This window comes from Streptomyces sp. SN-593 (assembly GCF_016756395.1).
Taxonomy (GTDB): domain Bacteria; phylum Actinomycetota; class Actinomycetes; order Streptomycetales; family Streptomycetaceae; genus Actinacidiphila; species Actinacidiphila reveromycinica.
The window spans coordinates 3,075,001-3,097,632 of the sequence record NZ_AP018365.1; the positions used below are offsets into that span (position 1 = coordinate 3,075,001).

The window sequence follows — 22,632 nt, forward strand, 5'->3', positions numbered from 1 at the left end:
GAGCTGGGTCCACTTCTGCGGGCTCGCGGAGAGGGTGCGGCGCAGCAGGTCGAGGATGTGGCCGTACTCCTCGCTGTCGTCGGCCGTGGTGGCCGGTACCGCGCCGGCCTTCTCGAACTCGACGCCCTTGTGCACCAGGAGTGTGGCGTCGCCGCCGTCGTCCAGGATCATGTTGGGGCCGCCGGTGGGGGTGTTCGGCCAGGTCAGGGCCTGCTCGGTGCACCACCAGTACTCTTCGAGGGTCTCACCCTTCCAGGCGAAGACCGGCACGCCCTGCGGGTTGTCCACGGTGCCCTCGGGGCCCACGGCGATGGCCGCGGCGGCGTGGTCCTGGGTGGAGAAGATGTTGCAGGACGCCCAGCGGACCTCCGCGCCCAGCGCGACGAGGGTCTCGATGAGGACGGCGGTCTGCACGGTCATGTGCAGGGAGCCGGTGATCCGGGCGCCGGCCAGCGGCTGGGCCGTGGCGTACTCGGAGCGCAGGGACATCAGGCCGGGCATCTCGTGCTCGGCGAGGGTGATCTCCTTGCGGCCGAACGCGGCAAGGGAAAGGTCCGCGACCTTGAAGTCGGTGGCGGTGGTGGTCATACGGGCTGCTCCTCGTGGTGGTCGAGGTGGACGTGGACACGGCGCTGCCGCGCGGCATGGCGTGTCGAGCGCTACGGACACACCTGTCCCGTTGTGGCAGCGCAATCCGTCGGAGGCCCTCTCTCCCTCGGCCGGTCGTGGTGCGGTGACCGCCCGACCGCCATCAGCAGCGACGTCTGGCTACGTATGAATCTACACCGGCCGCCCCGTCCGCCGCAGGGCCTCGCGGTCAGCGGCCGCCCGGCGTCTGGTCGGGGTCGGGGCCCGCCGCGGCGGCTGCGGCGCTGTAGATGTCGGGTTCGAGGTAGATGACGCGGGCGATCGGCACGGCGGCGCGGATGCGCTCCTCGGCGGCGTCGATGGCCGCGGCCACCTGGGCGGCGGTGTCGTCGTGGTCCACGGCGATCTTCGCCGCGACCAGGAGTTCCTCGGGGCCGAGGTGCAGGGTGCGCATGTGGATGACGCCGGTGACGGTGTCGCCGTCGGTGACGGCGGACCGGATGCGGGCCACGACGTCCGCGGCGGCGCCCTCGCCGATGAGCAAGGACTTGGTCTCCGCGGCGAGGACGAGGGCGATGCAGATGAGGAGGGTTCCGATGCACAGGGTGCCGACGCCGTCCCAGACGCCGCTGCCGGTGGCGACGGCGATACCGACGCCAACGAGGGCGAGGGCGAGGCCGATCAGGGCGCCGAAGTCCTCCAGCAGGACGACGGGGAGTTCGGGTGCCTTGGCGCGGCGGATGAACTCGGTCCAGGACAGGTCGCCCCGGGTGTGGTTGGACTCCTTCATCGCGGTGCGGAAGGAGGAGCCCTCGGCGATGATCGCGAAGACGAGGACGCCGACCGGCCAGTACCAGTGGTCGACGGGGTGCGGGTGGCTGATCTTCTCGTAGCCCTCGTAGAGCGCGAACATGCCGCCGAGGGAGAACAGGACGATCGAGACGAGGAAGGCGTAGACGTACCGTTCGCGGCCGTAGCCGAAGGGGTGCTCCTCGTTCGCGGCGCGCTTGGCCTTCTTGCCGCCGATGAGCAGGAGCGCCTGGTTGCCGGAGTCGGCCACGGAGTGCACGCCTTCGGCGAGCATCGAGGACGAGCCGCTGAACGCGAAGGCGACGAACTTGGCGAGGGCGATCGCGAGGTTGGCGCTGAGGGCCGCGAAAATCGCCCTGCTTCCGCCTGACGCGCTCATGGGTGGTGGGTGTCCCTTCGGTCGGCTGGGCCGGTGGGCCCTCGGGACCCGTCGGTTCGTGCGGTGCGGAGGCGCATTCTCGCAGAGCGGTGCGGCCGGGCGGCGGTGCGCCGGTGGTCCCCGGAGCGGGCCGGCGTTCCGGGGGTGCGCCGGCCGCCCGGTGGTGGCGGCCCGGCGCGGGTCGGCTACGCGGCCACGGTCGCGCGGAACAGGGTGCCCCGGCCGGTGAGTTCGGTGCGCTCTCCGGCGGGAACGTAGGCGGACTCGCCTTGGGCGAGGGACAGCGTGGCGTCGGCGGAGGAGGCGGTGTGCGAGGAGGTGAGGGTGCGCAGGCGGACTTCGCCGCTGGTGCACAGCAGGATCTGCGGGGTGCCCGCGGGCAGCGTGCGGGGATCGGCGCCGGCGGCGAGGAGGTAGCGGGAGAGGCGGAACTCGTCGATGGGCGCCGGGTAAAGCTCCTCGCCGTCCGGGCCGGCCTCGGGGCGGAGCACGCCCGGGTCGCCGGCCGTGAAGCGGACGACGCGCATGAGTTCGGGCACGTCGATGTGCTTGGGGGTGAGGCCGCAGCGCAGGACGTTGTCCGAGTTGGCCATGATCTCGACGCCGAGGCCGTCGAGGTAGGCGTGCGGGACACCGGCACCGAGGTAGAGGGCCTCGCCGGGCTGGAGGCGGACGTGGTTGAGCAGCATCGCGGCGATGATGCCGCGGTCACCGGGGAAGCTGTGGGCGGCCTTGGCGTAGGCGGCGTAGGAGTCGGCGCGCGGGGTGCCGGGGGTCCGAGCCAGGCGGCTCGCGGACTCGGTGGCGGCGCGGACGGTCTCGGCCATGGCGCCGGGTTCGGCGCCGAGGACTGCGGCGAGCACCTCGCGCAGGGCCTGGTCCTCCGGCTGGGCGCGCAGGATGTCGACGTAGGGGGTGAGGGCGGGGACGCCGAGCGCGTCGACGAGGTCGGCCGCCTCGGCGGGCCGGCGGAAGCCGCACAGGCCGTCGAAGGGGGACAGCGCGACGATCATCTCGGGCTTGTGGTTGGCGTCCTTGTAGTTGCGGTTCGGGGCGTCCAGGGGGATCCCGCGGGCCTCCTCGTCGGCGTAGCCGGCGGCGGCCTGGGCGAGGTCGGGGTGGACCTGGACGGACAGGGGCGCGCCCGCGGCGAGGACCTTGAGCAGGAAGGGCAGGCGGGGGCCGAAGCGCTTGACGGCCGCCTCGCCGAGTTCCGCGGCGGGGTCGGCGTCGATGACGGCGTCGAGGGCGACGGGGCCCTGGCCGCGGTCGATGCGGGAGGGCGCGCCGGGGTGGGCGCCCATCCACAGCTCGGCCTGGGGTTCACCGGTGGGCTCGATGCCGAGGAGTTCGGGGATGGCGGTGGTGGAGCCCCAGGCGTAGGGGCGGACGGTGTTGGTGAGGCGGTTCATTCCGGTCATGGTCTCTCGGTCGAGGCGACGGCCAGGTACGCGGCGGCGAAGTCGGTGAGGGCGAGGAGTTCTGCGGCGGTCGCCAGCGGGGTGCCACCGGGGGCGGTGATCTCGCTGAGCGGCGTGTCGTGGGCGTATGCCTGCTCGCGCGCCGCTGGGGCGGCGGAGCCGGGCTGGTCGGGGGCCTCCTGGAAGAGGACGACGCGCAGGCGCAGTTCGTCGGCGTCCTCGACCCGGTCGCGGAAGAAGTCGTCGGGGTCGCCGGCCAGGGTGTGGGTGCCGGCCTGCAGGGGGCCGTGAGCGGTGAGGGCCGCGGGCAGTTCGGCGGCGAGCGCGGGCCGCCCGGCGCGGGTGGCGAGGACGGTTGCGAAGCGGCGCGCGGCGGCGGCCGCGACGGGGCCCTGGCTCCACAGCAGGGGCAGGGAGCCCTCGAGTTCGGCGGCGAGGGTCTTGGCCGGGTTGGTGTAGGTGGCGACGGCGGGGCCGCAGCGGGTGGCGATCTCGTCGAGGCGGTCGGCGACGGTGCCGAGGTCGCCGCCGCTCGCACCGATCAGCCCGATCCGGCCGACGAGGGCCAGCAGCGGGGTCAGCAGGGCCCAGAAGGCGCCAGTGTCCGTGTCCCCGGCGCCGCCGCCCGCGCTCGCGGGGCCGCCGACCGGGCCGGCGAAGGGAAGCGCGATGCCGCGGACCTGTTCGACGGCCTCGGCGAGCGGTGTCTTCGCCGGTGTGACGGCGGCCGCGGTGCAGCCGCGGCGGTACGCCTGCTCGACGAGGTCTGTGAGGCCCTGCTCCGTGCCGTGCTCGCTGAGCAGGAGCAGCAGGTCGAGCGGGCCGCTCCAGCCGGGCAGTGTCCAGCGGGCCTGCTCCGGGTGGGGGCCGGTCGGGGTGAGCAGTTGGACCGGGGCCGCGCCGGAGCCGAGGGCGGCGAGCAGGTCGCAGGCGGCCGCGGCTTCGGGGCCGCTGCCCGCGACGAGCAGCGCGCGCGGCCGCCCGTCGGGCCGCAGGTCGGCCAGTCCCGCCTCGTCGGCGAGCCGCAGCGCGGTACGCACCCGCGCCCCGGCGGCCGCGACGCCGCGCAACAGCCCGTGGACGTCGGCGCGGGCGAGCGCGTCGGGGTCCTCCAGCAGCGACTCGTCGAACAACACGACCTCCCGGTCGGGTACGGATGTGGCCAGGAGTCAGGCGGGGCGGCGGGCCTCGTCGACGAGCAGGACGGGGATGTCGTCGCGCACGGGGTAGGCCAGGCCGCAGGTGTCGGACGTGCAGAGCAGTTCGGCCGCGGGGTCGTCCTCGCGCAGGGGCGCGTGGCAGGCCGGGCAGGCGAGGATCTCCAGGAGGCTGGGTTCGACGAGCGACATGGTGGATCCTCCGTGCGGGTTGCGGCGGTCTGGGGCCGTTGCGGCCTGCGGGTTCAGCCTATCGCCGTGCCCGGTGGCCGAGCGGACCCGCCTGGTCGCCGGCCCGGGTCGGGCGGAAGCCGAGTGCCGGGCGGGCACGCGGACGGTGTGGCGGAGGAGCGTCCGCGGTGCCCGCGCCGCGCGCCGGACCAGGCGGGATGCCGGCCGATGGACACCGACCGCGGGACAGCGGCCGCTGGACACCGGCCACGGGACACCGGCCACCGGATGACCAGAAGGCACCCGGCGAGCAGGCGGGGCACCGTCCACCAAGGCCGCGAGGGGTACGGCGAGGGGTGCGGCGAAAGAGACGGCGAGCGGTGTCGGGGCGGGAGAGGGCCGCCGGCCGGTGGACGGGGGGAGAGACGGTGCCGACCGTCGGCCGCCCGCCCACTCAGCCGCGGACGATGGCGAGCACCCGGTCGCGCAGGCGCGCGACCTCGGCGGCGTCGCCGGCCTCCACGTTGAGCCGCAGCAGCGGCTCCGTGTTGGACGCGCGCAGGTTGAACCACCAGCCGGGCGTGGACACCGTCAGGCCGTCGAGCTCGTCGAAGGTGACGTCCTCCTCCGTGGCGAACGCGGCCCGCACGGCGGCGGTACGGCCGGCCTGGTCGTCCACGGTGCTGTTGATCTCGCCGGAACCCGCGTAGCGCTCGTAGGAGGCGACGAGGTCGGACAGCGGGCCGTCCTGAGTGCCGAGGGCGGCCAGCAGGTGGAGCGCGGCGAGCATGCCCGTGTCGGCGTTCCAGAAGTCGCGGAAGTAGTAGTGCGCGGAGTGCTCGCCGCCGAATACGGCACCGGTCTGCGCCATCCGCTGCTTGATGAAGGAGTGACCGACCCGGGTGCGCACCGCGGTGCCGCCGTGTTCGGCGATGACCTCGGGCACCGACCGGGAGGTGATCAGGTTGTGGATGACGACGGCGCCCGGGTGCGCGGCGAGCTCGCGGGCCGCGACCAGCGCGGTGACGGCCGAGGGGGACACCGGCTCGCCCCGCTCGTCGACGGCGAAGCAGCGGTCGGCGTCGCCGTCGAAGGCGAGCCCGAGGTCGGCGCCGGTCTCGCGGACCCTCGCCTGGAGGTCGACCAGGTTCTTCGGGTCGAGGGGGTTGGCCTCGTGGTGCGGGAAGGTGCCGTCGAGCTCGAAGTACATCGGCACCAGGTCGACCGGCAGGCCGTCCAGGACGGTCGGCACGGTGTGGCCGCCCATCCCGTTCCCCGCGTCCACGACGACCTTCAGCGGGCGGATGCCGGACAGGTCGACCAGGGAGCGCAGGAAGCCGGCGTAGTCGCCGAGGACGTCGCGGGCGGTGATCGTGCCGGGGGTGGCGGCGCCGGCCGGCAGCCCGGTCGCCGCCCACCGCTGGGCGAGGTCGCGGATCTCCGCGAGGCCGGTGTCCTGGCCGACGGGCGCGGCGCCGGCCCGGCACATCTTGATGCCGTTGTAGCGGGCGGGGTTGTGGCTCGCGGTGAACATCGCGCCCGGCAGGTCGAGGTGGCCGCTGGCGAAGTACAGCCCGTCCGTGGAGCACAGGCCGATTTCGGTGACATCGGCGCCCCTGGAGGCGGCTCCGCGGGCGAACGCGCGGGACAGGCCCGGCGAGGAAGGCCGCATGTCGTGGCCGACCACGAGCGCGGTGGCGCCGGTGACCGTGGCGAAGGCGGCGCCGAAGACCTCGGCGAGCGACTCGTCCCACTGGTCGGGGACCACACCGCGCACGTCGTACGCCTTGACGATCTGCGACAGGTCGGGCGACACCGAAGGACCCGATGGTTGGGGCACTGCACACCTCTGCGTTACGGTCCCGGGCAGTCCGGTTCCGGGCGGTCCGGTCCCGACAACCTATCCGAGACGCGGCACGCGGCTCGCGGGGCCGGCCCGGGCGGGGCCCACGGGTCGGGGCGGGCCCACGAATCGGGGCGGGCCCACGAATCGGGGCGGGCCTGGCGGTCGCGCGGGGCCCACCGCCCGGGCGCGGCCCACCGGTTCGGGCGGGACCTACTGGTCGGGCGACCGCAGGACCCGCAGGTGCCCGCGCCGGGCGACCTCCATCGGGTCGATGTCGCGCGCCGTGGCCGCGCCGCCCTGGCCGCGCTCATGGGGGCGGGCCGCTTCCCGGACCGCGTTGGCGAGGGCTTCGAGGTCGTCGCCGCTGGGCCGGACCGGACCGGTGTCGGTGGCGAGGCGTACGACCTCCCACCCGCGGGGGGCGGTGAGCCGCTCGGAGTGCTCGGAGCACAGGTCGTAGCAGTGCGGTTCGGCGTAGGTGGCCAGCGGGCCGAGGACGGCCGTGGAGTCCGCGTAGACGTACGTCAGTGTCGCGACGGCGGGGCGGCCGCAAGCGGTGCGCGAACAGCGACGTACAGGGCTCACGATGTTGGACGGTACCGCACTCTTGAGCGGGCCGCGACGACTCTCCGCCAGGTCACCCGGTCGTGTCGCCTGCCGCCGTTCGGGGCCGGCCGCGCCGAGCGCAGGAGGCTGACCTGCTGCGACCGCCGGAGCGGCGAAAACGCATACCGAGAGTAACGCTCAGGCCGCGAGCGTCGGGTGCAACGGCTCGACACACCAGGTGGCGGATATCCGTCACTTCTGTGGCCCGATCCGGTCCCGAAAGTGCTCGGATGCGGCATCAGCCGGTCACCGGACGGCAGGGCGCGCGCCGCGACACGGGGGACGGGGTCGGCCGCGCGCTCCTCCGGACGGCGGCCCGGCGCTCTCCGGAGGCGACGCCCTGCTGTGCGCGGCGGTGTCGGGGGCTAGGCTCACGCTGATGGACAGTTCGGCCCCCACTCCCCCGTCCCAGCCCGAGCCCAGGCCGCGGCACCGCGACCGGCACGGCCGCGGCATGCGCGGGCCCATCGCGCCCCCGCAGGTGCCGCTCGCGCTCAGCAGGGCCGACGCCTTCGACGACTTGGTGCGCGATGCCGCGGACCGGCTGGAGCGGCGCTGGCCGCAACTGGCCGACGTGGAGTTCGCCGTGCAGGACGTGCCCTGGCCGCAGGACACCCCGCCCGCCGACGGGGACCCGGTGCCGCTCGGGCGGCTGATCGGCGCGGCCAAGGACCGGCCGAGCCGGATCGTGGTCTACCGGCGCCCGGTGGAGATCCGCGCCAAGGGGCGCGACGAGCGCGCCCTGCTGGTGCACGAGGTCGTCGTGGAGCAGGTGGCGGAGCTGCTCGGGCTGTCGCCGGAGAACGTCGACCCCAAGTACGGCGAGGAGTGACCCGATCGCCCTCACGCCCTGGAGGCGGAGGCGATCGGCACCTTTCGAGGCCAGGTCCGCGCAGGCAGCCCGCCCGGAAGGCGGGCCGCCCGGTAGTCCGCATGTCGCGGCGGCCGGACCACGGCCGGACCGGCCTCCGGATCGGCGGCCGGACCTTCGCCCGGAAGCGCTACGGCTCCAGGACGCGCAGGTCGGCGCCGGCCAGCGGCACCTCGACCAGCCCCTGGTCGTCCGGCATCGGCTGGATGGTGAACATCGGCACCCCGTCGAGCGGCAGCGCGAGCATCCGTGACGCGTACAGCCGCCCGCCGGACAGCCGCTGCACCGTCACCGCGTAGGAGCCCTTGAGGCCGGACGGCTGCGGCGGCGCCATGGACACGGTCGTGCCCGCCTTGACGGTGACCGTCCTGCTGACCGCCGTGCCCCCGGTGGAGCCCGCGGACGAGGTGATCTTCACGCTGACGTCCTTGCCGGTGGCGGTCAGGCCGAGCGTGGAGCCCTTGGACCGGTTGTCGGCCACGGACGCCTCCCGGTCGATCGGGGCGGTCGCGGGCAGGAAGGCGATCTCCTGGTCGCTGCCCTTGCCCCGGGTGACGCGCAGCCCGGCGACCACCGGCACGGCGGCGTGCGCGCTGCTCGAACCGACGATCAGCGACCCGGCGTCGCCCCGGGTGACGTCACCGAGGTCGACCGCCGCGGTCATACCGCTCTTGACGTGCAGCGTCTCGTGGTCGGCGGGGGTGATCGTGCCGCTGGAGGTGGCGAGCTTCAACGTCAGGTCGGCGTCGTCGGAGCCGGGCGCATAGGCGATCAGGCGCACGTCGGTGGCATCGGCGGGGATGCCCGGCATCACGAGGTCGCCGGACGGCTGGGCGGCCGCGGGCAGCCAGTCGGTGCCGGCCTTGGCGTCGGTGGACTGCACCGCCGCGCCGACCCGGCCGCTGCGCGCGACGACGTGCACGGTCAGGTCCTGCACCTTGTCGGCGATGAGGGTGGACAGCAGCACCGGCTTGGAACTGTCCCCGGGGACGGTGATGCCGTCGCCGGTGGAGCCCTTGAGCTGGCCGTCCTTGCCGTAGAGGTCGATGTCCACCACGGCGGGGGTGTCGTCGGGGTTGACCAGGTGCACGTAGTCCTGGCGGCCGTCCTGGGTGCTCGCCCCGGGGAACCAGAACTCGCTGTCCGGCACGACGCACGAGGTGCCGAGCAGGCCGCGGCCGGGGCCGTCGCTCACCACGGTCGTCTGCCCCACGCTCCACCCGGGCGCGAGGGAGCCGTCCGCGGTGCCGATCAGCGCGGGCGCGTCCGACGCGTCGGTGGTCGAGGTGACGGGCTTGCCCGTGGCGGTGAGCGGCTTGAGCGCCTTGGGCTTGGTGGTGGCCGGCACCAAGGTGGCCTGGCCGCCGGACGTGCCGCTGCCCGAGCCGCTTCCGGCCGGGGTGAAGGACGTGTACGTGGTGGCGGCGAACTCCGAGGTCGACGGCTCCGGGCAGAGCAGGGTGCTGCGCTGGACCGGCAGGCGCGACGACGACGCGGCCGGCGCGGCGGACGAGTCGTCGCCCCCGGCCATCGAGGCCGCGCCGGTCAGGACGGCGAGCGCGACCACGGCACCGGCCAGGGACAGGGTGCTGCGGTTCACTGGTACTCGCTCCCATCGCGGCGCTGGTCGCCGTCTGCGTGGTACGGCGCGGGGCCGGCGTAGCCGGTGGGGTCGGGATAGGTCCCGTCCCGGCCCTGCTCACCGTGCTCCTGCTGCTCGCCGTAGCCCTGGTCGTACGGCACCTGGCCGTCCGGCGCGGGCTGCGGGGGCGCGTACGGGTCGTAGCCGGGCTGCGCGGGGTAGCCGTAGGCGTCGCCGTACGCCTGCTGGTCGTACGTTCCGGGTTCGGCCGGGTAGGGCTGCGCGCCGTCCCAGCCGGGGGCGCCCTGGGCGTAGGACGGGTCCGGGTATCCGCCCTCCTGGTAGCCGCCCTCCTGGTACCCCGTGTCCTGGTAGGCGTACCCGCCGTCGGCGCCCTCAGCGGCCGCGTACGGGTCGTAGCCGGCGCCGGGGGCGGGGTAGGCCGGAGCCTGGTCGTAGTCCGCCTCCTGGGCCGCCTGGGCTTCCTCCGGGGCCGGCGGCACCCGGACCGGCAGTGGCTCGGCGGCGGGGTCCTGCGACGGCTCGGGGTCGGCGGCGGTGCCCGCGGTACCCGCGGCGGCCGCCGCTTCGGCCGCCTCCGCCTCCGCGGCGGCCTGCAGGCGGCGGGCACGGCGGCCCTCGCCGAGGGCCTGGCCGGGGATGTCGGCGGTGGCGGCGCCCTCCGCCTCCGGCAGGTCGTCGTCGATCTCCTGGCGGCGGCCCGGCAGCGCGAGCACGATCACGACGAGCAGCAGCAGCGCCTGGACGCCGATCCAGGCGATGTGGGTGATCGGCTCCTTGTAGCTGACGTCCAGCCGCCCGCCGGTGGCCGGCAGGTCGAAGCCCTGCGCCCAGCCGTCCACGGTGACCGGGGTGAGCGCGGTGCCGTCGAGCGTGGCGTGCCAGTTGGAGTTCGCGGTGTCCGCGATCCGCAGCACGCGGCCGGACGGGCCGGCGGGCACCTTGGTGTGCGCCTCGATCCGGCCGGCCGGGACGCCGACGGGCTGGGCGCCCTTGCTGGTGATGGTGATGCGGAAGACGTTCTGGTTGACCTGCCACAGCTCGGTGCCGTCGGACTGGCTGAGCCGGGACAGGCCGGGGGTGCTGTCGAGCACGCGGCCGAAGGACTGCGGCGCGCCCTTGGCCGCCAGGACGTAGCGGACCGCGTATCCGGCGAGCCTGCTGCCCTGGTCGGCACCCGAACCCGCGACGAGGTTGGCCACCACGGTGTCCAGGGCGTGGTCGCGGGGCGCCTCTGCGGCGAGTTCGGCGTCGCCGATCCGGGCGCCGGAGCCGCGCACGATCGCGTAGTCCACGTGGCCTTCGCTGCCGCTGATCACCAGGGTGCGGGGCTGGTCGGAGGTGGTGGCCTCCTCGGCGACGAAGGCGGGGACCTGCTGCGGGTCGGTGCGCTTGAGCGGGCCGTCCGCGCCGTCGATGACCCAGGTGAAGGCGGCGAGCAGCGGGGCGGCGACCGCGGCGAAGGCGACCAGGGCGGCGACCGGCTGGCGCCAGCCGAAGCCGCTGGCGGCGATCCGCTCGTTGGCACCCTCGGCGCCGATCGCGGCGGCGGCGAGCAGCGCGATGCCGTAGACCAGGGTGGCGGGGCCGGCCCAGTCCTTGCCGTTCTCGACGACCGCGAAGAGCAGGCCGGTCAGGGCGGCGGCCCACGCGGTGGCGATGGCGGTGCGGCGGGTGCCGCGCATCAGCGCAGCGAGGGCGGCGAGCACGACGCCGACCAGCAGGAACCCGCCGGACGCCTTGGGTCCGCCGGGGCTGAGCAGGAGCAGGTCCACGCCGGAGGCGGTCTTGGTCGAGTACGACAGGCCGGCCTCGTCGAGCATCCGCCCCGGGTGCCCGAGGAGGGTCAGCGACCAGGGGGCGAGCAGCACCATCGGGGTGACGACCAGCGCGGCCGCGCGCAGGAGCTGCGGCACCAGGAGCTGCCGCTGGCGGCGCACCAGGCGCCAGGCGATCGCGCCGGCGGCGAGCACCAGGGCGATCGGCCAGGTGACCGGCGTGAACGCGGTGGTGAAGGTGAGCATCAGGGCGAGCGCCCAGGTGGCGCGCCACCCGGGGCGGGCGCCGCGCTCGACGGCGGAGTCGCTCAGAGTCAGACCCGCGGAGGAGATCGCCGCGCGTGCCATGAGGGGCAGCAGGATCGCCAGGACCGCGGTGCCCAGGCGGCCGCCCGCGAGGGCGCCGGTGGCGGCGGGCAGGAAGGCGTAGGCGACCGACGCCCAGGCGCGCAGCAGGCGGGACTCGACCAGCGGCCGGGACGCGAAGTAGGCGGCGACGCCGGCCAGCGGTACGGAGGCGACCAGGAACAGCGTCAGGGTCAGGCCGGTGGAGCCGAACAGCACGGTGGCGAAGAGCGCCAGGACCGCGATGTAGGGGGGTGCGGCCTGGGTGCCGCCGGTGCCGAGCGCGTGCCAGGAGCCGGCGTAGGTGTCCCACAGGTCCGAGGCGCCGGGGTCGGCCGGCAGGAGGGCGCCGCCGGCCAGTGCACCGCCGCCGAGCAGGTTGCGGCAGGCGGCCAGGGAGACGACGAGCAGGACGGCGAAGAGCACGGGCCCGGGTTTGCGGGCGATCCGCTTCAGCCGGGCGAACTGCTCGATCTCCAGGAACTCCCCGTCGTCGTCGCCGGGTCCGGACTCCACCGCGCCGCCGTGGCGGCCGGCCGCGGCGGTGGCGGCGTCGGCACGGCCGGAGAAGTTGCTGACGACCTGGTCGACGGTCGCGCGCACGGTCGCGCCGGGCGGCGGGAACAGCGGCCGCAGTTCGGACGGCGGTACGGCGCCGCCGCCGCGCCGGCGGCGGGCGGCGAGCACGCGGCCCGGGCGCAGCAGGACGCCGAGCAGGCCGACGATCTCGTCGACGGCCTGGCCGGGCACCTTGCCGACGAGGTAGGCGAGGGTGCGCAGCAGGGTGCCGACGACTATGCGCACCATGACGTACGGGAGCAGCGGGCCGCGGGTGTTGGCCAGGAGGGTGTAGACGGCGCCGGACTTGTCGACGCGGTGCGGGTTGACCGCGGAGCGGCCGGCGCAGTCGACGGGCCGCCGTTCGCGGGAGGCCGCCTCGGCGTGCCGCATGATCGCGTCGGGGGCGATCAGGACGGTGTGGCCGGCGGCGTTGGCGCGCCAGCAGAAGTCGACGTCGTCGCGCATGAGGGGCAGGCGCCGGTCGAAGCCGCCGAGTTCCTCCCACACGTCGCGGCGCACGAGCATGCCGGCGGAGGAGACGGCGAGCACCGGGCGGACCTGGTCGTGCTGGCCCTGGTCCTGTTCGCGGCGCTCCAGCCCGGTCCAGCGGCGTCCGCTGCGGGCGATGGAGACGCCGGTCTCCAGGAGCTGGCGGCGGTCGTACCAGCTACGCAGCTTGGGGCCGACGATCACGGTGGACGGCGAGGTCTCGGCGGTGCGCAGGAGGGCGGCCAGCGCCCCGGGGTCGGGCTCGCAGTCGTCGTGCAGCAGCCACAGCCACTGGACCGGTTCGGCCTGCGGCTCGGTTCCCTGGTCGTACGCGTCGTCGTTCCAGGTCCGGCTGACGGGGTCCCAGCCGCTGCTGCGCGGGCGCAGGTAGGGCAGGTCGTCCGCGGTCAGGGGCGTGGTGGAGCGGACGGCCTCGTCGACGGCGGCGCCGAAACCGGTGCGGCGGGCGAGGTGCAGCACCCGCTGGTCGCCGAGGGCCTCGGCGAGCAGCCGGGCGGAGTCGTCGGCGCTGCCGGTGTCGGCGGCGACGACGTCCTGGACCGGGCGGTCCTGGGCGAGCAGGCCCTGGAGGGCTTTGGGCAGCCAGCGCGCGCCGTCGTGCGCGACCAGTACTGCGGTGACGACGTGGCGCGGGAACTCAGGGGTGCCGGGCTGTTGGACGGCCGGTGCTGGGCTGTTCACGGACATCGAGGTTCGGGCCCCGGTTCGCTGGACTGCGGTGGACGCATCAACCCGCCGACGGCGGGGCATGCATCTCGGACGGCCCCCCACACTAACGGCTCGCAACGGCGCGGCCGTCCGGGTGTACGCACAACAGCGGCCCGCCTGCCGTGCCGGAGGGCGCGGAAGACGGGCCGGAGACGAGGTCACCGGGGAGCGGGGACCAGGTGGCGGAGAAGTGCCGAACGGTTGCCGCGGGGTCAGACGACGCCCTTCTTCAGCCGGCGGCGCTCACGCTCGGACAGGCCGCCCCAGATGCCGAACCGCTCGTCGTTGGCGAGGGCGTACTCCAGGCAGTCGGAGCGGACTTCGCAGGCAAGGCAGACCTTCTTCGCCTCGCGGGTGGAACCGCCCTTTTCGGGGAAGAAGGATTCGGGGTCGGTCTGCGCACACAGCGCGCGCTCCTGCCAGCCGAGTTCCTCGTCGGCCTCCTCGGCCAGCAGCAACTGGAACTGCTCGGTCATGCGCGCCCCTGTCTGTCGTGCTTCCCCGTGATGGTGCCTGCCGTCGTGTCCGGCGGTCCGGCTGAACGACACGAGTGAAATTACAAGTGTGCCGATCCGAGCCAGTCAAGCCGAGATCTGCTATTGGGCCCGTTATTCACTCCGCTGAACCAAGGAGTCACAGATAGTGTTGAAATCAGCCTGAATGACCGCATCCGTCAACCGCGGCCCTACCGGCCAAACGCTCACGCTCCGTCAGACGCTGCGGCGACGGGCGACGTTCCACCCGTTCGAGTGAAACGCTGCGGATCACATTTCGATCACAGAAGCACAAGGTCATACCGGGTCGCGCGTTTTCCCAGATCCGCGAGGCAATCCCCATCGGATCTGCACGGATGCGCCACCTCCTATCCGCACCTCCCCCGACACAAACCTTTCACCTTCCGGGCCCGCCGGATCGGATGAAAGTAATCGGTCATTTCGGACATTCAGTTGACAGGCGGCCGCCCCGAACGATTTCCTGGTTCCCATGCACGCCGAGCACAACGCGCCCTTCCGGACTCGCCGCCCCGAGTCCTGCTGCGTCGCGCTCGCGCAGAGCTGTTGTTGTTCCTCCCGCTGCCGCTGATCCCCTGACCGGCCGCCCCGGCCGCCGGCACCCTCCGCATCATGCGCACCCCGAGGAACACACACCTTCATGTACTCCGACGTCTCGATCGCCGGTGACCCGCTGGAGCTGCCCCACCTGCTCCCGCCGGCGCCCCAGCACCCCAGCTCCGTCGCGGAGTTCGCCGGACTGGCCCGCTCCATCGCCGCCGACCGCACGCAGTGGGCTCCCCAGGTGCGCTACGACACCGCCACCCGCTGGTACGCCCGCCTGCGCACCGGGCCCGGCTACGAGGTGTGGCTGCTGAGCTGGCTGCCCGGGCAGGGCAGCGGACTTCACGACCACGGCCGCTCCAGCGGCGTGCTGACCGTCCTGGACGGCACCCTGCACGAGCGCGCGCTGACCGCCCGCGGCGAGACCCGGCGCACCCTGACACCCGGTCAGCAGCGCGTGTTCGCCCCCGGGTACGTCCACCACGTCGTCAACGAGTCGTTGGAGGGCGCCGTCAGCCTGCACGTGTACTTCCCCGGGCTGACCGAGATGACCCCGTACGCCTGCACCCCCGGCGCCCGCACACCCGCGCAGGCGTAGCGGCCGGAGGGGCGGACGTCCCACGTCACGGGGCTGACAGACTGGGACCATGCGAATCGTGGTTCTGGCCGGAGGTATCGGAGGAGCGCGCTTCCTGCGCGGCCTCAAGGCAGCGGCGCCGGAGGCGGAGATCACCGTCATCGGCAACACCGGAGACGACATCCACCTGTTCGGGCTGAAGGTCTGTCCCGACCTGGACACCGTCATGTACACCCTGGGCGGCGGCATCCACGAGGAGCAGGGGTGGGGGCGGGCCGACGAGACCTTCGCGGTCAAGGAGGAGCTGGCGGCCTACGGCGTCGGGCCGGAGTGGTTCGGCCTCGGCGACCGGGACTTCGCCACGCACATCGTCCGCAGCCAGATGATCGCCGCGGGCTACCCGCTCAGCGCGGTCACCGAGGCGCTGTGCGCCCGCTGGAAGCCCGGGGTACGCCTCATCCCGATGTCCGACGACCGGGTCGAGACCCATGTGCTGGTCGAGGTCGACGGGGAGCGCAAGGCGATCCACTTCCAGGAGTACTGGGTGCGGCTGCGGGCCTCGGTGCCCGCGCACGCGGTGGTGCCGGTGGGCGCGGAAGGAGCGAAGCCGGCGCCCGGCGTGCTGGAGGCGATCGGCGACGCGGACGTGGTGGTCTTCCCGCCGTCCAACCCGGTGGTGAGCGTCGGCACCATCCTGGCGGTGCCGGGCGTGCGCGAGGCCATCGCGGACGCCGGCGTCCCGGTGGTGGGCCTGTCCCCCATCGTCGGCGACGCGCCGGTGCGGGGGATGGCCGACAAGGTGCTGGCGGCGGTGGGCGTCGAGTCCACGGCCGCGGCGGTGGCGGCGCACTACGGCAGCGGGCTGCTGGACGGGTGGCTCGTCGACACCGTGGACGCGGGCGTCGTCGAACAGGTCGAGGCGGCCGGCATCCGCTGCCGTGCGGTGCCGCTGCTCATGACGGACCTGGCCGCGACCACGCAGATGGCGCGCGAGGCCCTGGCGCTGGCCGAGGAGGTGCGGGCATGACCACGGCAGCGCCCCGCTACGAGGTGTTCGGGATTCCGGGGATCGGCGAGGTGCAGCCGGGCGCGGACATCGCCAAGCTGATCGTGGCCACCGGCGCCGCCCTGGCCGACGGCGACGTGCTGCTGGTCACGTCCAAGATCGTCAGCAAGGCCGAGGGGCGGCTGGTGCTGGCCGACGACCGGGAGGCCGCGATCGACGCGGAGGCGGTGCGGCTGGTGGCGCGGCGCGGGCCGACCCGGATCGTGGAGACACGGCACGGATTCGTGATGGCCGCGGCCGGGGTCGACGCGTCCAACACCCCCGCGGGCACCGTGCTGCTGCTGCCCGAGGACCCCGACGCCTCCGCCCGCCGTATCCGGGCAGGGGTGCGGGAGGCGCTGGGCGTGCGGGTCGGCGTCATCGTCACCGACACCTTCGGGCGGCCCTGGCGCGAGGGGCTCACCGACGTGGCCATCGGCGCGGCCGGGGTGCGGGTGCTGGACGACCTGCGCGGCGGCGAGGACTCCCACGGCAACCCGCTGAGCGTCACGGTCACCGCGACCGCGGACGAACTCGCGGCGGCCGGCGACCTCGTCAAGGGCAAGGCGACGGGGCTGCCGGTCGCGGTGGTGCGCGGCCTGTCCGGCGTGCTGCTGGACGCGCCCGGTACGGCGGACGGAGGCGGCCCGGACGGCGACGGCGGCGGCCCGGACGACGGCGACCTCGGAGCGCGGGCGCTGGTGCGGGTGGCGGCCAACGACATGTTCCGGCTCGGCACCTCGGAGGCGGTACGGGAGGCGGTGTCCCTGCGGCGCACCGTGCGCGAGTTCACCGACGCCCCGGTGGACCCCGCGGCCGTACGGCGCGCGGTCGCCCTCGCGGTGACCGCGCCCGCCCCGCACCACACCACGCCCTGGCGGTTCGTCCTGCTGGAGACGCCGGAGGTGAGGGTGCGGCTGCTCGACGCGATGCGGGAGGCGTGGGCCGCGGACCTGCGCGGTGACGGCTTCTCGGAGGAGAGCGTCGCCAAGCGGCTGCGGCGCGGGGACGTGCTGCGCGAGGCGCCGTACCTCGTGGTGCCGTGCCTGGTCACCGAGGGCGGGGCGCACGCGTACCCGGACGCGCGGCGGGCGACGGCCGAGCGGGAGATGTTCCTGGTCTCCGGCGGCGCCGGGGTGCAGAACTTCCTGGTCGCGCTGGCCGGGGAGCAGTTGGGGTCGGCGTGGGTGTCCTCGGCGCTGTTCTGCCGTGACGTGGTGCGGGAGGTGCTCGACCTGCCGGCGTCCTGGGACCCGCTCGGCACCATCGCGGTCGGCCGGCCCGCGGCGGCGCCCGCGCCCAGGGCCGAGCGCGCGGCCGAGCCGTTCCTCGCGGTGCGCTGAGCACACAGCGCCGCGCCTGGTCCGGGCGGGCCGCCGCCGGATTCCGCTTCGGCTTCCGCTTCAGCGGTGCCGGGGCGGCGCCATTCTCGGGGCGCGCCGGGGCGGGCCGGGGGCGGCGAGCAGGATCAGCCGGGCGGCGCGGTGCCGCTGGCCCGCGTACGGCGCGAGCAGGCGCAGCATCGTCTCGTCGTCGGAGCGCGGTTCGCCGGTGAGGGCGTAGCCGATGTGGTGCGGCAGGTGGAGGTCGCCCACGGTCACGGCGTCCGGGGCGCCGTGGCTGCGCTGGAGGGTCTCCGCCGCGGTCCACGGGCCGATGCCGGGAACGCTCCGGAGCAGGGCGGATGCCTCCTCGGCCGGGCGATCGGCGAGGGAGTCGAGCCGGCCGCCCAGGCGTACCGCGCGCAGGACGGCCGAGGCGCGCTTGTCGTCGACGCCGGCGCCGCGCCAGTCCCAGGACGGCACCCTGGCCCAGCCGGCCGGGTCGGGCATGACCCGCATGCCGGGCGGGGCGGCGGCGCCCCGCGGCCCCGGGGCGGCCTCGCCGTGCTGGAGCAGGAGCAGCCGCCAGGCCCGGTACGCCTCGATCGTGGTGACCTTCTGCTCCAGGACGGACGGGATCAGCGACTCCAGCACCAGTCCGGTGCGGGTCAGCCGCAGTCCGGGGTGCCGCCGGTGGGCGGCGTGCACGACGCGGTGCCGCGGTACGAACGCGGACGGGTCGTCGTCGGCGCCCAGCAGCGAGGGGAGGCCGTCGAGCAGCCACTGCGCGCCCGGGCCCCAGGCGGTGCCCTCGATCGCGGCGGGGCTGCCGGTCAGGCGCAGGGTGGCCGGGCCCGCGGGGGTGCGGCTGGCCCGCCACACGGTCCCGTCGGGGGTGATGCGGAAGGTGGGGTCGCCGCCGCCCCGGCGCAGCGGCATGAGGGTGCGGCGCACGTCGAGGGGGGACGGAGGTGCCCAGGTGCGCGTACGCCCCGGCGCCTGCGCGGCGGCGGGCCTGGGGGGCGCGGTGTCTTCGGGCACCCCGGAAGGGTATAGGGGCGCGGGCTCTCGGGCCCGGTCGGTGTCCCGTCGTGGCCGGTCCCGCCGGCGTGAAGGGGAGGGCCGGCCCGGGAGGCCCGGCAGGCCCGTACCGCGGCGGGGCCCCGGCCCATGGGGGCCGGCACCGCTTCCTCCGTGACGGGTTCCGCTTACCGCCCGGCCGCACCCGGTGGGGCCGGCCGCGGGCCCCACCCGGGTACGGTCCCACCGGTGCGCGGGCGGCTACTGGTCGGAGGAGAAGCGGATCGCGGCCGGGGGAATGCGCGCGTCGCACCAGACGCGGGTGCCGTGCAGCAGCTCGTTGTCGGGGCCGATCTCGGCGTTGTCACCGACCACGGCGCCGACCAGGACGCTGTTGGCGCCGACGCGCGCGTTGGCGCCGACGAGGCTGTCGCGGACCACCGCACCGGGCTCGATGCGGGCCCCGGCCAGGACGGCGCTGCCCTCGACGAGGGCGCCGGAGCCGATGACGGCACCCTCGGCGACGCAGGTGCCGGCGAACAGCTTGGCGTCGTCGGCGACGTCGGCGCCGGGCAGGACCAGGTGCTCGCCACGGCGCCCGGGCACCGCCGGCGAGGGGGCGCGGCCGAGCACGAGGTCGGCGGAGCCGCGGACGAACGCCTCCGGGGTGCCGAGGTCGAGCCAGTACGTGGAGTCGACCATGCCGTGCAGGTGGGCGCCGTCGGCGAGCAGGCCGGGGAAGGTCTCGCGTTCGACGGAGACCGGTCGGCCGGCGGGGATGGCGTCGAGCAGGGCGCGGGTGAAGACGTACGCGCCGGCGTTGATCTGGTCGGTGACGATCTCCTCGGGCGTCTGCGGCTTCTCCAGGAAGGCGGTGACGCGGCCGTCGGGGTCGGTGGGCACCAGGCCGAAGGCGCGGGGGTCCTCGACCCGGGTGAGGTGCAGCGACACGTCCGCGCTGCTGGCGCGGTGGGCGGCGACCAGGGCGCCGATGTCCAGGCCGGTGAGGATGTCCCCGTTGAAGACCAGCACCGGCTCGTCCGGCGCGGAGTGCAGCCGGTGGGCGACGTTGCGCAGGGCGCCGCCGGTGCCGAGCGGATCGGTCTCGGTGACGTACTCCAGGTGCAGGCCGAGCGCGGAGCCGTCGCCGAAGTACGGCTCGAAGACCTCGGCCAGGTAGGACGTGGCCATCACGACGTGCTCGACACCCGCGGCACGGGCCCTGGCGAGCTGGTGCGTGAGGAACGGCACCCCCGCGGCCGGGACCATCGGCTTGGGGGTGTGTACGGTGAGCGGGCGCAGTCGGGTGCCCTTGCCGCCGACCAGCAGGATCGCCTCGGTGGCGGGACGTCGGGTCGGATCGGCTGCGCCGGCCGCGGAAGCGGGATGTGCTCGCATGGGAACGATAGTGGCATAAGCCGTAAACCCGATAAACCATCACCTGATAACTCGTCAGCTCTTTCGCCACACCGGCCCCTTGCCGGGCCCGCGCGGCGCCACGGATGCCGCCCGGTAGCCTGACCCGCGTGACCTCCAGCGCACTGACCCCCGCCGGACTGCTCGCCGACGCGCTGCGCGCCGACCCGGGCCGCCCGTTGATCACGTTCTACGACGACGCGACCGGCGAACGCGTCGAGTTGTCGGTGGCGACGTTCGCCAACTGGGTCGCGAAGACGGGCAACCTGATCCAGGACGAGCTGGGCGCCGAGCCCGGCGACCGGGTCGCGCTGCTGCTCCCGGCGCACTGGCAGACCGCGGTGTGGCTGGTGGCCGCGTTCTCCACCGGCGTGGTCGCGGTGCCCGGCGGCGATCCGGGGGCGGCCGACCTGGTGGTGAGCGGCCCGGACACGCTGGAGCAGGCCGGGCGCTGCGGCGGTGCGCGGGTGGCGATGGCGCTGCGTCCGCTCGGCGGACGGTTCCCGCAGCCGCCGCCGGCGCCGTTCATGGACTACGCGGTCGAAGTGCCCTCGCAGAGCGACCGTTTCGTGCCCTACGTGCCCGTCGGCCCGGACGACCCCGCGCTCGAACTGCCCGGCGGCGAGTTGCTGACCGGTGCCGAGGTGGTGCAGAGGGCCCGCGCCGAGGCCGGGGCACTGGGCCTGACGCCGGGTTCCCGGCTGCTGTCCGGGCTGCCGTACGACGGCTGGAGCGGGCTGGCCGCGGGACTCCTGGCGCCGCTCGCCTCCGGGTCCTCAGTCGTGTTGTGCCGCCACCTGGAGCAGTTGTCGGCCGACGGGCTGGCCCGTCGGAAGGACGCGGAGCGGGTCACCCACACGGCGGCACCGGGCGTCGCCTGAGCCCCACCCGTCACGCTGGTGCCGATCCCGCGTGAATGTTCTCCCAACTCCCGCGCAAGATGGGTGCCCTGGGCAACCCTTGCGGTGTTTCGACTGTCTGAACGAATGCCGTGCGGGTACTCGGGTCCGATCCCTCCGGCGACTGGACTCCGCCCGGCGCAGCACACCGGGCCCCTGACCGAGGGACGGGCACGACGTGACCACTCCAGCAGAGCCGCCGAAGGACGCCTCCGCCGCGGGCTCGCCGGAAGACTCCGCACCGGAGGCGGCCGACGACGAAGCAGGCGGGGAAGCGGGCGTTCCGGCCGGGAAGACGGCCGGGACCGGGGAAGGGGCCGGGGCCCCGGACACGGCCGACTCTGCCGGCACCGCCGGCACCGCCGGCACCGCCGAAGGGCCGGACGCGGAGGAGGAGCCGGGCACCGGCCCGGGAACCGCCGAGCAGAAACCTTTCGGCGCCGACGAGGACGAGGCCGTATCCACGTCCGAGGCCGAGGCGGCGGGGGATGCGCAGGCGGAGCCCGAGAGCGAGCCCGACGCCGCCTCCGGGACCGAGGCCGTGTCGGCGTCCACGCCCGAAGCCGACGCGGACACCGACACCGACACCGTGAAGCCTGCCGAGGATTCCGCCGAGGCTTCCGCCGCACCCGGCTCCGATGCTGCCGTCCCCGACGCCGACCCGGACGCCGGCACCGACACCGCGGCCACGGCCGGCGGTTCCCCCGCGCCCCGGCGCCGGTTCAAGTGGCTGAAGGCCCTCGCGATCAGCACCTCCGTGCTGGTGCTCGCCGGGGCGGGCGGCATCTGGTACGTCTACCAGCACCTCAACGGCAACATCACCACCGACACCGTGACCGAGAACGAGCTGAAGGCGCAGGCGTCCCAGCGCCCGCCGGAGGGCCCGGCCTCGACCGAGAACATCCTGCTGATCGGCTCGGACAGCCGCAGCGGCGGCAACGACAAGTACGGCCAGGACACCGGCACCCAGCGTTCGGACACCACGATCCTGCTGCACCTGTCGGCGGACCGGACCAACGCCACCGCGGTGAGCATCCCGCGCGACCTGATGGTCCACGTCCCCACCTGCACCAAGTCCGACGGCAGCACGATCAGCCCGAAGTTCGAGCAGTTCAACTGGGCCTTCGAGTTCGGAGGCGCCGCCTGCACGATCCGCGCGGTCGAGGAGCTGACCGGGGTGCGGGTCGACCACCACCTGATCGTGGACTTCAGCGGCTTCAAGAGCATGGTGGACGCGGTCGGCGGTGTGGAGGTCTGCACGCCCGAGGCGATCCACGACACCGACTCCCACCTCGACCTGTCCGCCGGCAAGCACAAGCTGGACGGGGAGCAGGCGCTGGGCTACGTGCGGGTCCGGCACGGCATCGGCGACGGCAGCGACACCGAACGGATCGGCCGCCAGCAGGACTTCCTCGCGTCGCTGATCAAGAAGGTGCAGAGCAACGGGGTGCTGCTCAACCCCGGCAAGGTGTACCCGCTGCTGAACGCGGCCACCAAGTCGCTGACCGCCGACCCGGGCCTCGACTCGCTGAGCGACCTGTACTCGCTGGCGCAGCGCCTGCAGAAGATACCGGCCGGCGCCATCCACTTCGTCACCGCGCCCGTCGAGCCGTACGTCGCGGACCACAACCGGGACCAACTGGTGCAGCCCGACGCCGAGTCGCTGTTCGCCGCGGTGCGCGCCGACCAGCAGGTACGGGTGAGCAGCGGCGACGACAGCAGCAGCAGCAGCAAGGACAGCGGCGGCAGCGGCGGCTCGGACAGCGCCTCGCCGTCGCCGTCGGACACGTCGCCCTCGGACACGCCGGACCCGACCGCGACCGGCAGCCCCTCCGGCACTCCTTCCGGTTCCTCGTCGGCGACCCCTTCGGACACGCCTTCGGGCACCCCTACCTTCAAGGGGACGACGGCCGACCGAGACGTCTGCGGCTAAGGCCGATGAAC

General features: G+C 74.5%; 18 protein-coding genes (1 of these 18 only partly in view). 6 read left to right on the forward strand and 12 right to left on the reverse strand.

The window, feature by feature from the left end:
- The 7 genes from ahcY to RVR_RS12670 all read right to left on the reverse strand — a co-directional run.
- Positions 1-588: the start of an adenosylhomocysteinase gene (ahcY, locus tag RVR_RS12640; RefSeq protein WP_202233945.1), read on the reverse strand. 864 nt of this gene lie to the left of the window's left edge; only the first 588 of its 1,452 coding nucleotides appear in the window; its start codon is at positions 586-588; the stop codon falls past the left edge of the window.
- A 229-nt stretch (positions 589-817) separates the two neighbouring features.
- Positions 818-1,777, reverse strand: a complete 960-nt coding sequence (locus RVR_RS12645; RefSeq protein ID WP_202233946.1) for a cation diffusion facilitator family transporter — start codon at positions 1,775-1,777, stop codon at positions 818-820.
- A gap of 185 nt (positions 1,778-1,962) precedes the next feature.
- Positions 1,963-3,189: a mannose-6-phosphate isomerase, class I gene (gene manA, locus RVR_RS12650; protein WP_202233947.1), complete on the reverse strand. Its 1,227-nt coding sequence runs from the start codon at positions 3,187-3,189 to the stop codon at positions 1,963-1,965.
- Between the two features lie 5 nt (positions 3,190-3,194).
- Positions 3,195-4,331 carry an SIS domain-containing protein gene (locus tag RVR_RS12655; RefSeq protein WP_202238567.1) on the reverse strand — a complete coding sequence of 379 codons (1,137 nt, stop codon included), beginning with the start codon at positions 4,329-4,331 and terminating at the stop codon, positions 3,195-3,197.
- A 36-nt stretch (positions 4,332-4,367) separates the two neighbouring features.
- The gene (locus tag RVR_RS12660; RefSeq protein ID WP_202233948.1) at positions 4,368-4,547 is read right to left on the reverse strand and encodes a Trm112 family protein; all 180 of its coding nucleotides are present in this window, start codon (positions 4,545-4,547) and stop codon (positions 4,368-4,370) included.
- Between the two features lie 433 nt (positions 4,548-4,980).
- Positions 4,981-6,342: a phosphomannomutase/phosphoglucomutase gene (locus RVR_RS12665; protein WP_202233949.1), complete on the reverse strand. Its 1,362-nt coding sequence runs from the start codon at positions 6,340-6,342 to the stop codon at positions 4,981-4,983.
- 240 nt (positions 6,343-6,582) lie between these two features.
- The gene (locus tag RVR_RS12670) at positions 6,583-7,008 is read right to left on the reverse strand and encodes a DUF3499 domain-containing protein (protein ID WP_202238568.1); all 426 of its coding nucleotides are present in this window, start codon (positions 7,006-7,008) and stop codon (positions 6,583-6,585) included.
- Between the two features lie 349 nt (positions 7,009-7,357).
- Between RVR_RS12670 and RVR_RS12675 the strand changes: the two genes are divergently transcribed.
- Positions 7,358-7,810: a metallopeptidase family protein gene (locus tag RVR_RS12675; RefSeq protein ID WP_202233950.1), complete on the forward strand. Its 453-nt coding sequence runs from the start codon at positions 7,358-7,360 to the stop codon at positions 7,808-7,810.
- A gap of 169 nt (positions 7,811-7,979) precedes the next feature.
- On the opposite strand, the gene RVR_RS12680 is transcribed toward RVR_RS12675, so the two are convergent.
- From RVR_RS12680 to RVR_RS12690, 3 genes are all read right to left on the reverse strand, one after another.
- On the reverse strand, positions 7,980-9,449 hold the full coding sequence (locus RVR_RS12680; protein WP_202233951.1) for a DUF5719 family protein: 1,470 nt from the start codon (positions 9,447-9,449) through the stop codon (positions 7,980-7,982).
- Positions 9,446-13,333, reverse strand: a complete 3,888-nt coding sequence (locus RVR_RS12685) for a glycosyltransferase (RefSeq protein ID WP_202233952.1) — start codon at positions 13,331-13,333, stop codon at positions 9,446-9,448. The genes RVR_RS12680 and RVR_RS12685 overlap by 4 nt, the downstream gene beginning before the upstream one ends.
- Positions 13,334-13,566: 233 nt before the next feature.
- Positions 13,567-13,830 carry a WhiB family transcriptional regulator gene (locus RVR_RS12690; protein ID WP_031519519.1) on the reverse strand — a complete coding sequence of 88 codons (264 nt, stop codon included), beginning with the start codon at positions 13,828-13,830 and terminating at the stop codon, positions 13,567-13,569.
- 676 nt (positions 13,831-14,506) lie between these two features.
- Here RVR_RS12690 and RVR_RS12695 point away from each other — a divergent pair.
- The 3 genes from RVR_RS12695 to RVR_RS12705 are packed head-to-tail and all read left to right on the forward strand — an operon-like array spanning position 14,507 to position 17,374.
- Positions 14,507-15,007: a cysteine dioxygenase gene (locus RVR_RS12695; RefSeq protein ID WP_202233953.1), complete on the forward strand. Its 501-nt coding sequence runs from the start codon at positions 14,507-14,509 to the stop codon at positions 15,005-15,007.
- Positions 15,008-15,056: 49 nt separating this feature from the next.
- Complete coding sequence (gene cofD, locus RVR_RS12700; RefSeq protein ID WP_202233954.1) at positions 15,057-16,013, forward strand: 2-phospho-L-lactate transferase; 957 nt, start codon at positions 15,057-15,059, stop codon at positions 16,011-16,013.
- Positions 16,010-17,374 (forward strand): coenzyme F420-0:L-glutamate ligase, encoded by a 1,365-nt coding sequence (locus tag RVR_RS12705; protein WP_202233955.1) that lies wholly within the window; start codon positions 16,010-16,012, stop codon positions 17,372-17,374. The genes cofD and RVR_RS12705 overlap by 4 nt, the downstream gene beginning before the upstream one ends.
- A 60-nt stretch (positions 17,375-17,434) precedes the next feature.
- On the opposite strand, the gene RVR_RS12710 is transcribed toward RVR_RS12705, so the two are convergent.
- Positions 17,435-18,394 (reverse strand): DNA-3-methyladenine glycosylase family protein, encoded by a 960-nt coding sequence (locus RVR_RS12710; protein ID WP_202233956.1) that lies wholly within the window; start codon positions 18,392-18,394, stop codon positions 17,435-17,437.
- A 240-nt stretch (positions 18,395-18,634) separates the two neighbouring features.
- Positions 18,635-19,771, reverse strand: coding sequence for a mannose-1-phosphate guanylyltransferase (gene manB / locus RVR_RS12715; RefSeq protein WP_202233957.1), 1,137 nt, complete (start codon positions 19,769-19,771; stop codon positions 18,635-18,637).
- 128 nt (positions 19,772-19,899) lie between these two features.
- On the opposite strand from manB, the gene RVR_RS12720 reads away from it, so the two are divergent.
- A complete protein-coding gene (locus tag RVR_RS12720; protein WP_202233958.1) occupies positions 19,900-20,670 on the forward strand; it encodes a TIGR03089 family protein in 771 nt (256 codons plus the stop codon).
- Positions 20,671-20,866: 196 nt separating this feature from the next.
- Entirely contained in the window at positions 20,867-22,621 is a 1,755-nt protein-coding gene (locus RVR_RS12725; RefSeq protein ID WP_237404704.1) for an LCP family protein, read from the forward strand.
- Positions 22,622-22,632 lie beyond the last annotated feature (11 nt).

Coding starts and splice junctions, on each gene's coding strand:
- RVR_RS12645 (WP_202233946.1), bottom strand. CDS start 1,777: ATGAGCGCGTCAGGCGGAAGCAGGGCGATTTTCGCGGCCCTCAGCGCC.
- manA (WP_202233947.1), bottom strand. CDS start 3,189: ATGAACCGCCTCACCAACACCGTCCGCCCCTACGCCTGGGGCTCCACC.
- RVR_RS12660 (WP_202233948.1), bottom strand. CDS start 4,547: ATGTCGCTCGTCGAACCCAGCCTCCTGGAGATCCTCGCCTGCCCGGCC.
- RVR_RS12675 (WP_202233950.1), top strand. CDS start 7,358: ATGGACAGTTCGGCCCCCACTCCCCCGTCCCAGCCCGAGCCCAGGCCG.
- RVR_RS12685 (WP_202233952.1), bottom strand. CDS start 13,333: ATGTCCGTGAACAGCCCAGCACCGGCCGTCCAACAGCCCGGCACCCCT.
- RVR_RS12690 (WP_031519519.1), bottom strand. CDS start 13,830: ATGACCGAGCAGTTCCAGTTGCTGCTGGCCGAGGAGGCCGACGAGGAA.
- RVR_RS12695 (WP_202233953.1), top strand. CDS start 14,507: ATGTACTCCGACGTCTCGATCGCCGGTGACCCGCTGGAGCTGCCCCAC.
- cofD (WP_202233954.1), top strand. CDS start 15,057: ATGCGAATCGTGGTTCTGGCCGGAGGTATCGGAGGAGCGCGCTTCCTG.
- RVR_RS12705 (WP_202233955.1), top strand. CDS start 16,010: ATGACCACGGCAGCGCCCCGCTACGAGGTGTTCGGGATTCCGGGGATC.
- manB (WP_202233957.1), bottom strand. CDS start 19,771: ATGCGAGCACATCCCGCTTCCGCGGCCGGCGCAGCCGATCCGACCCGA.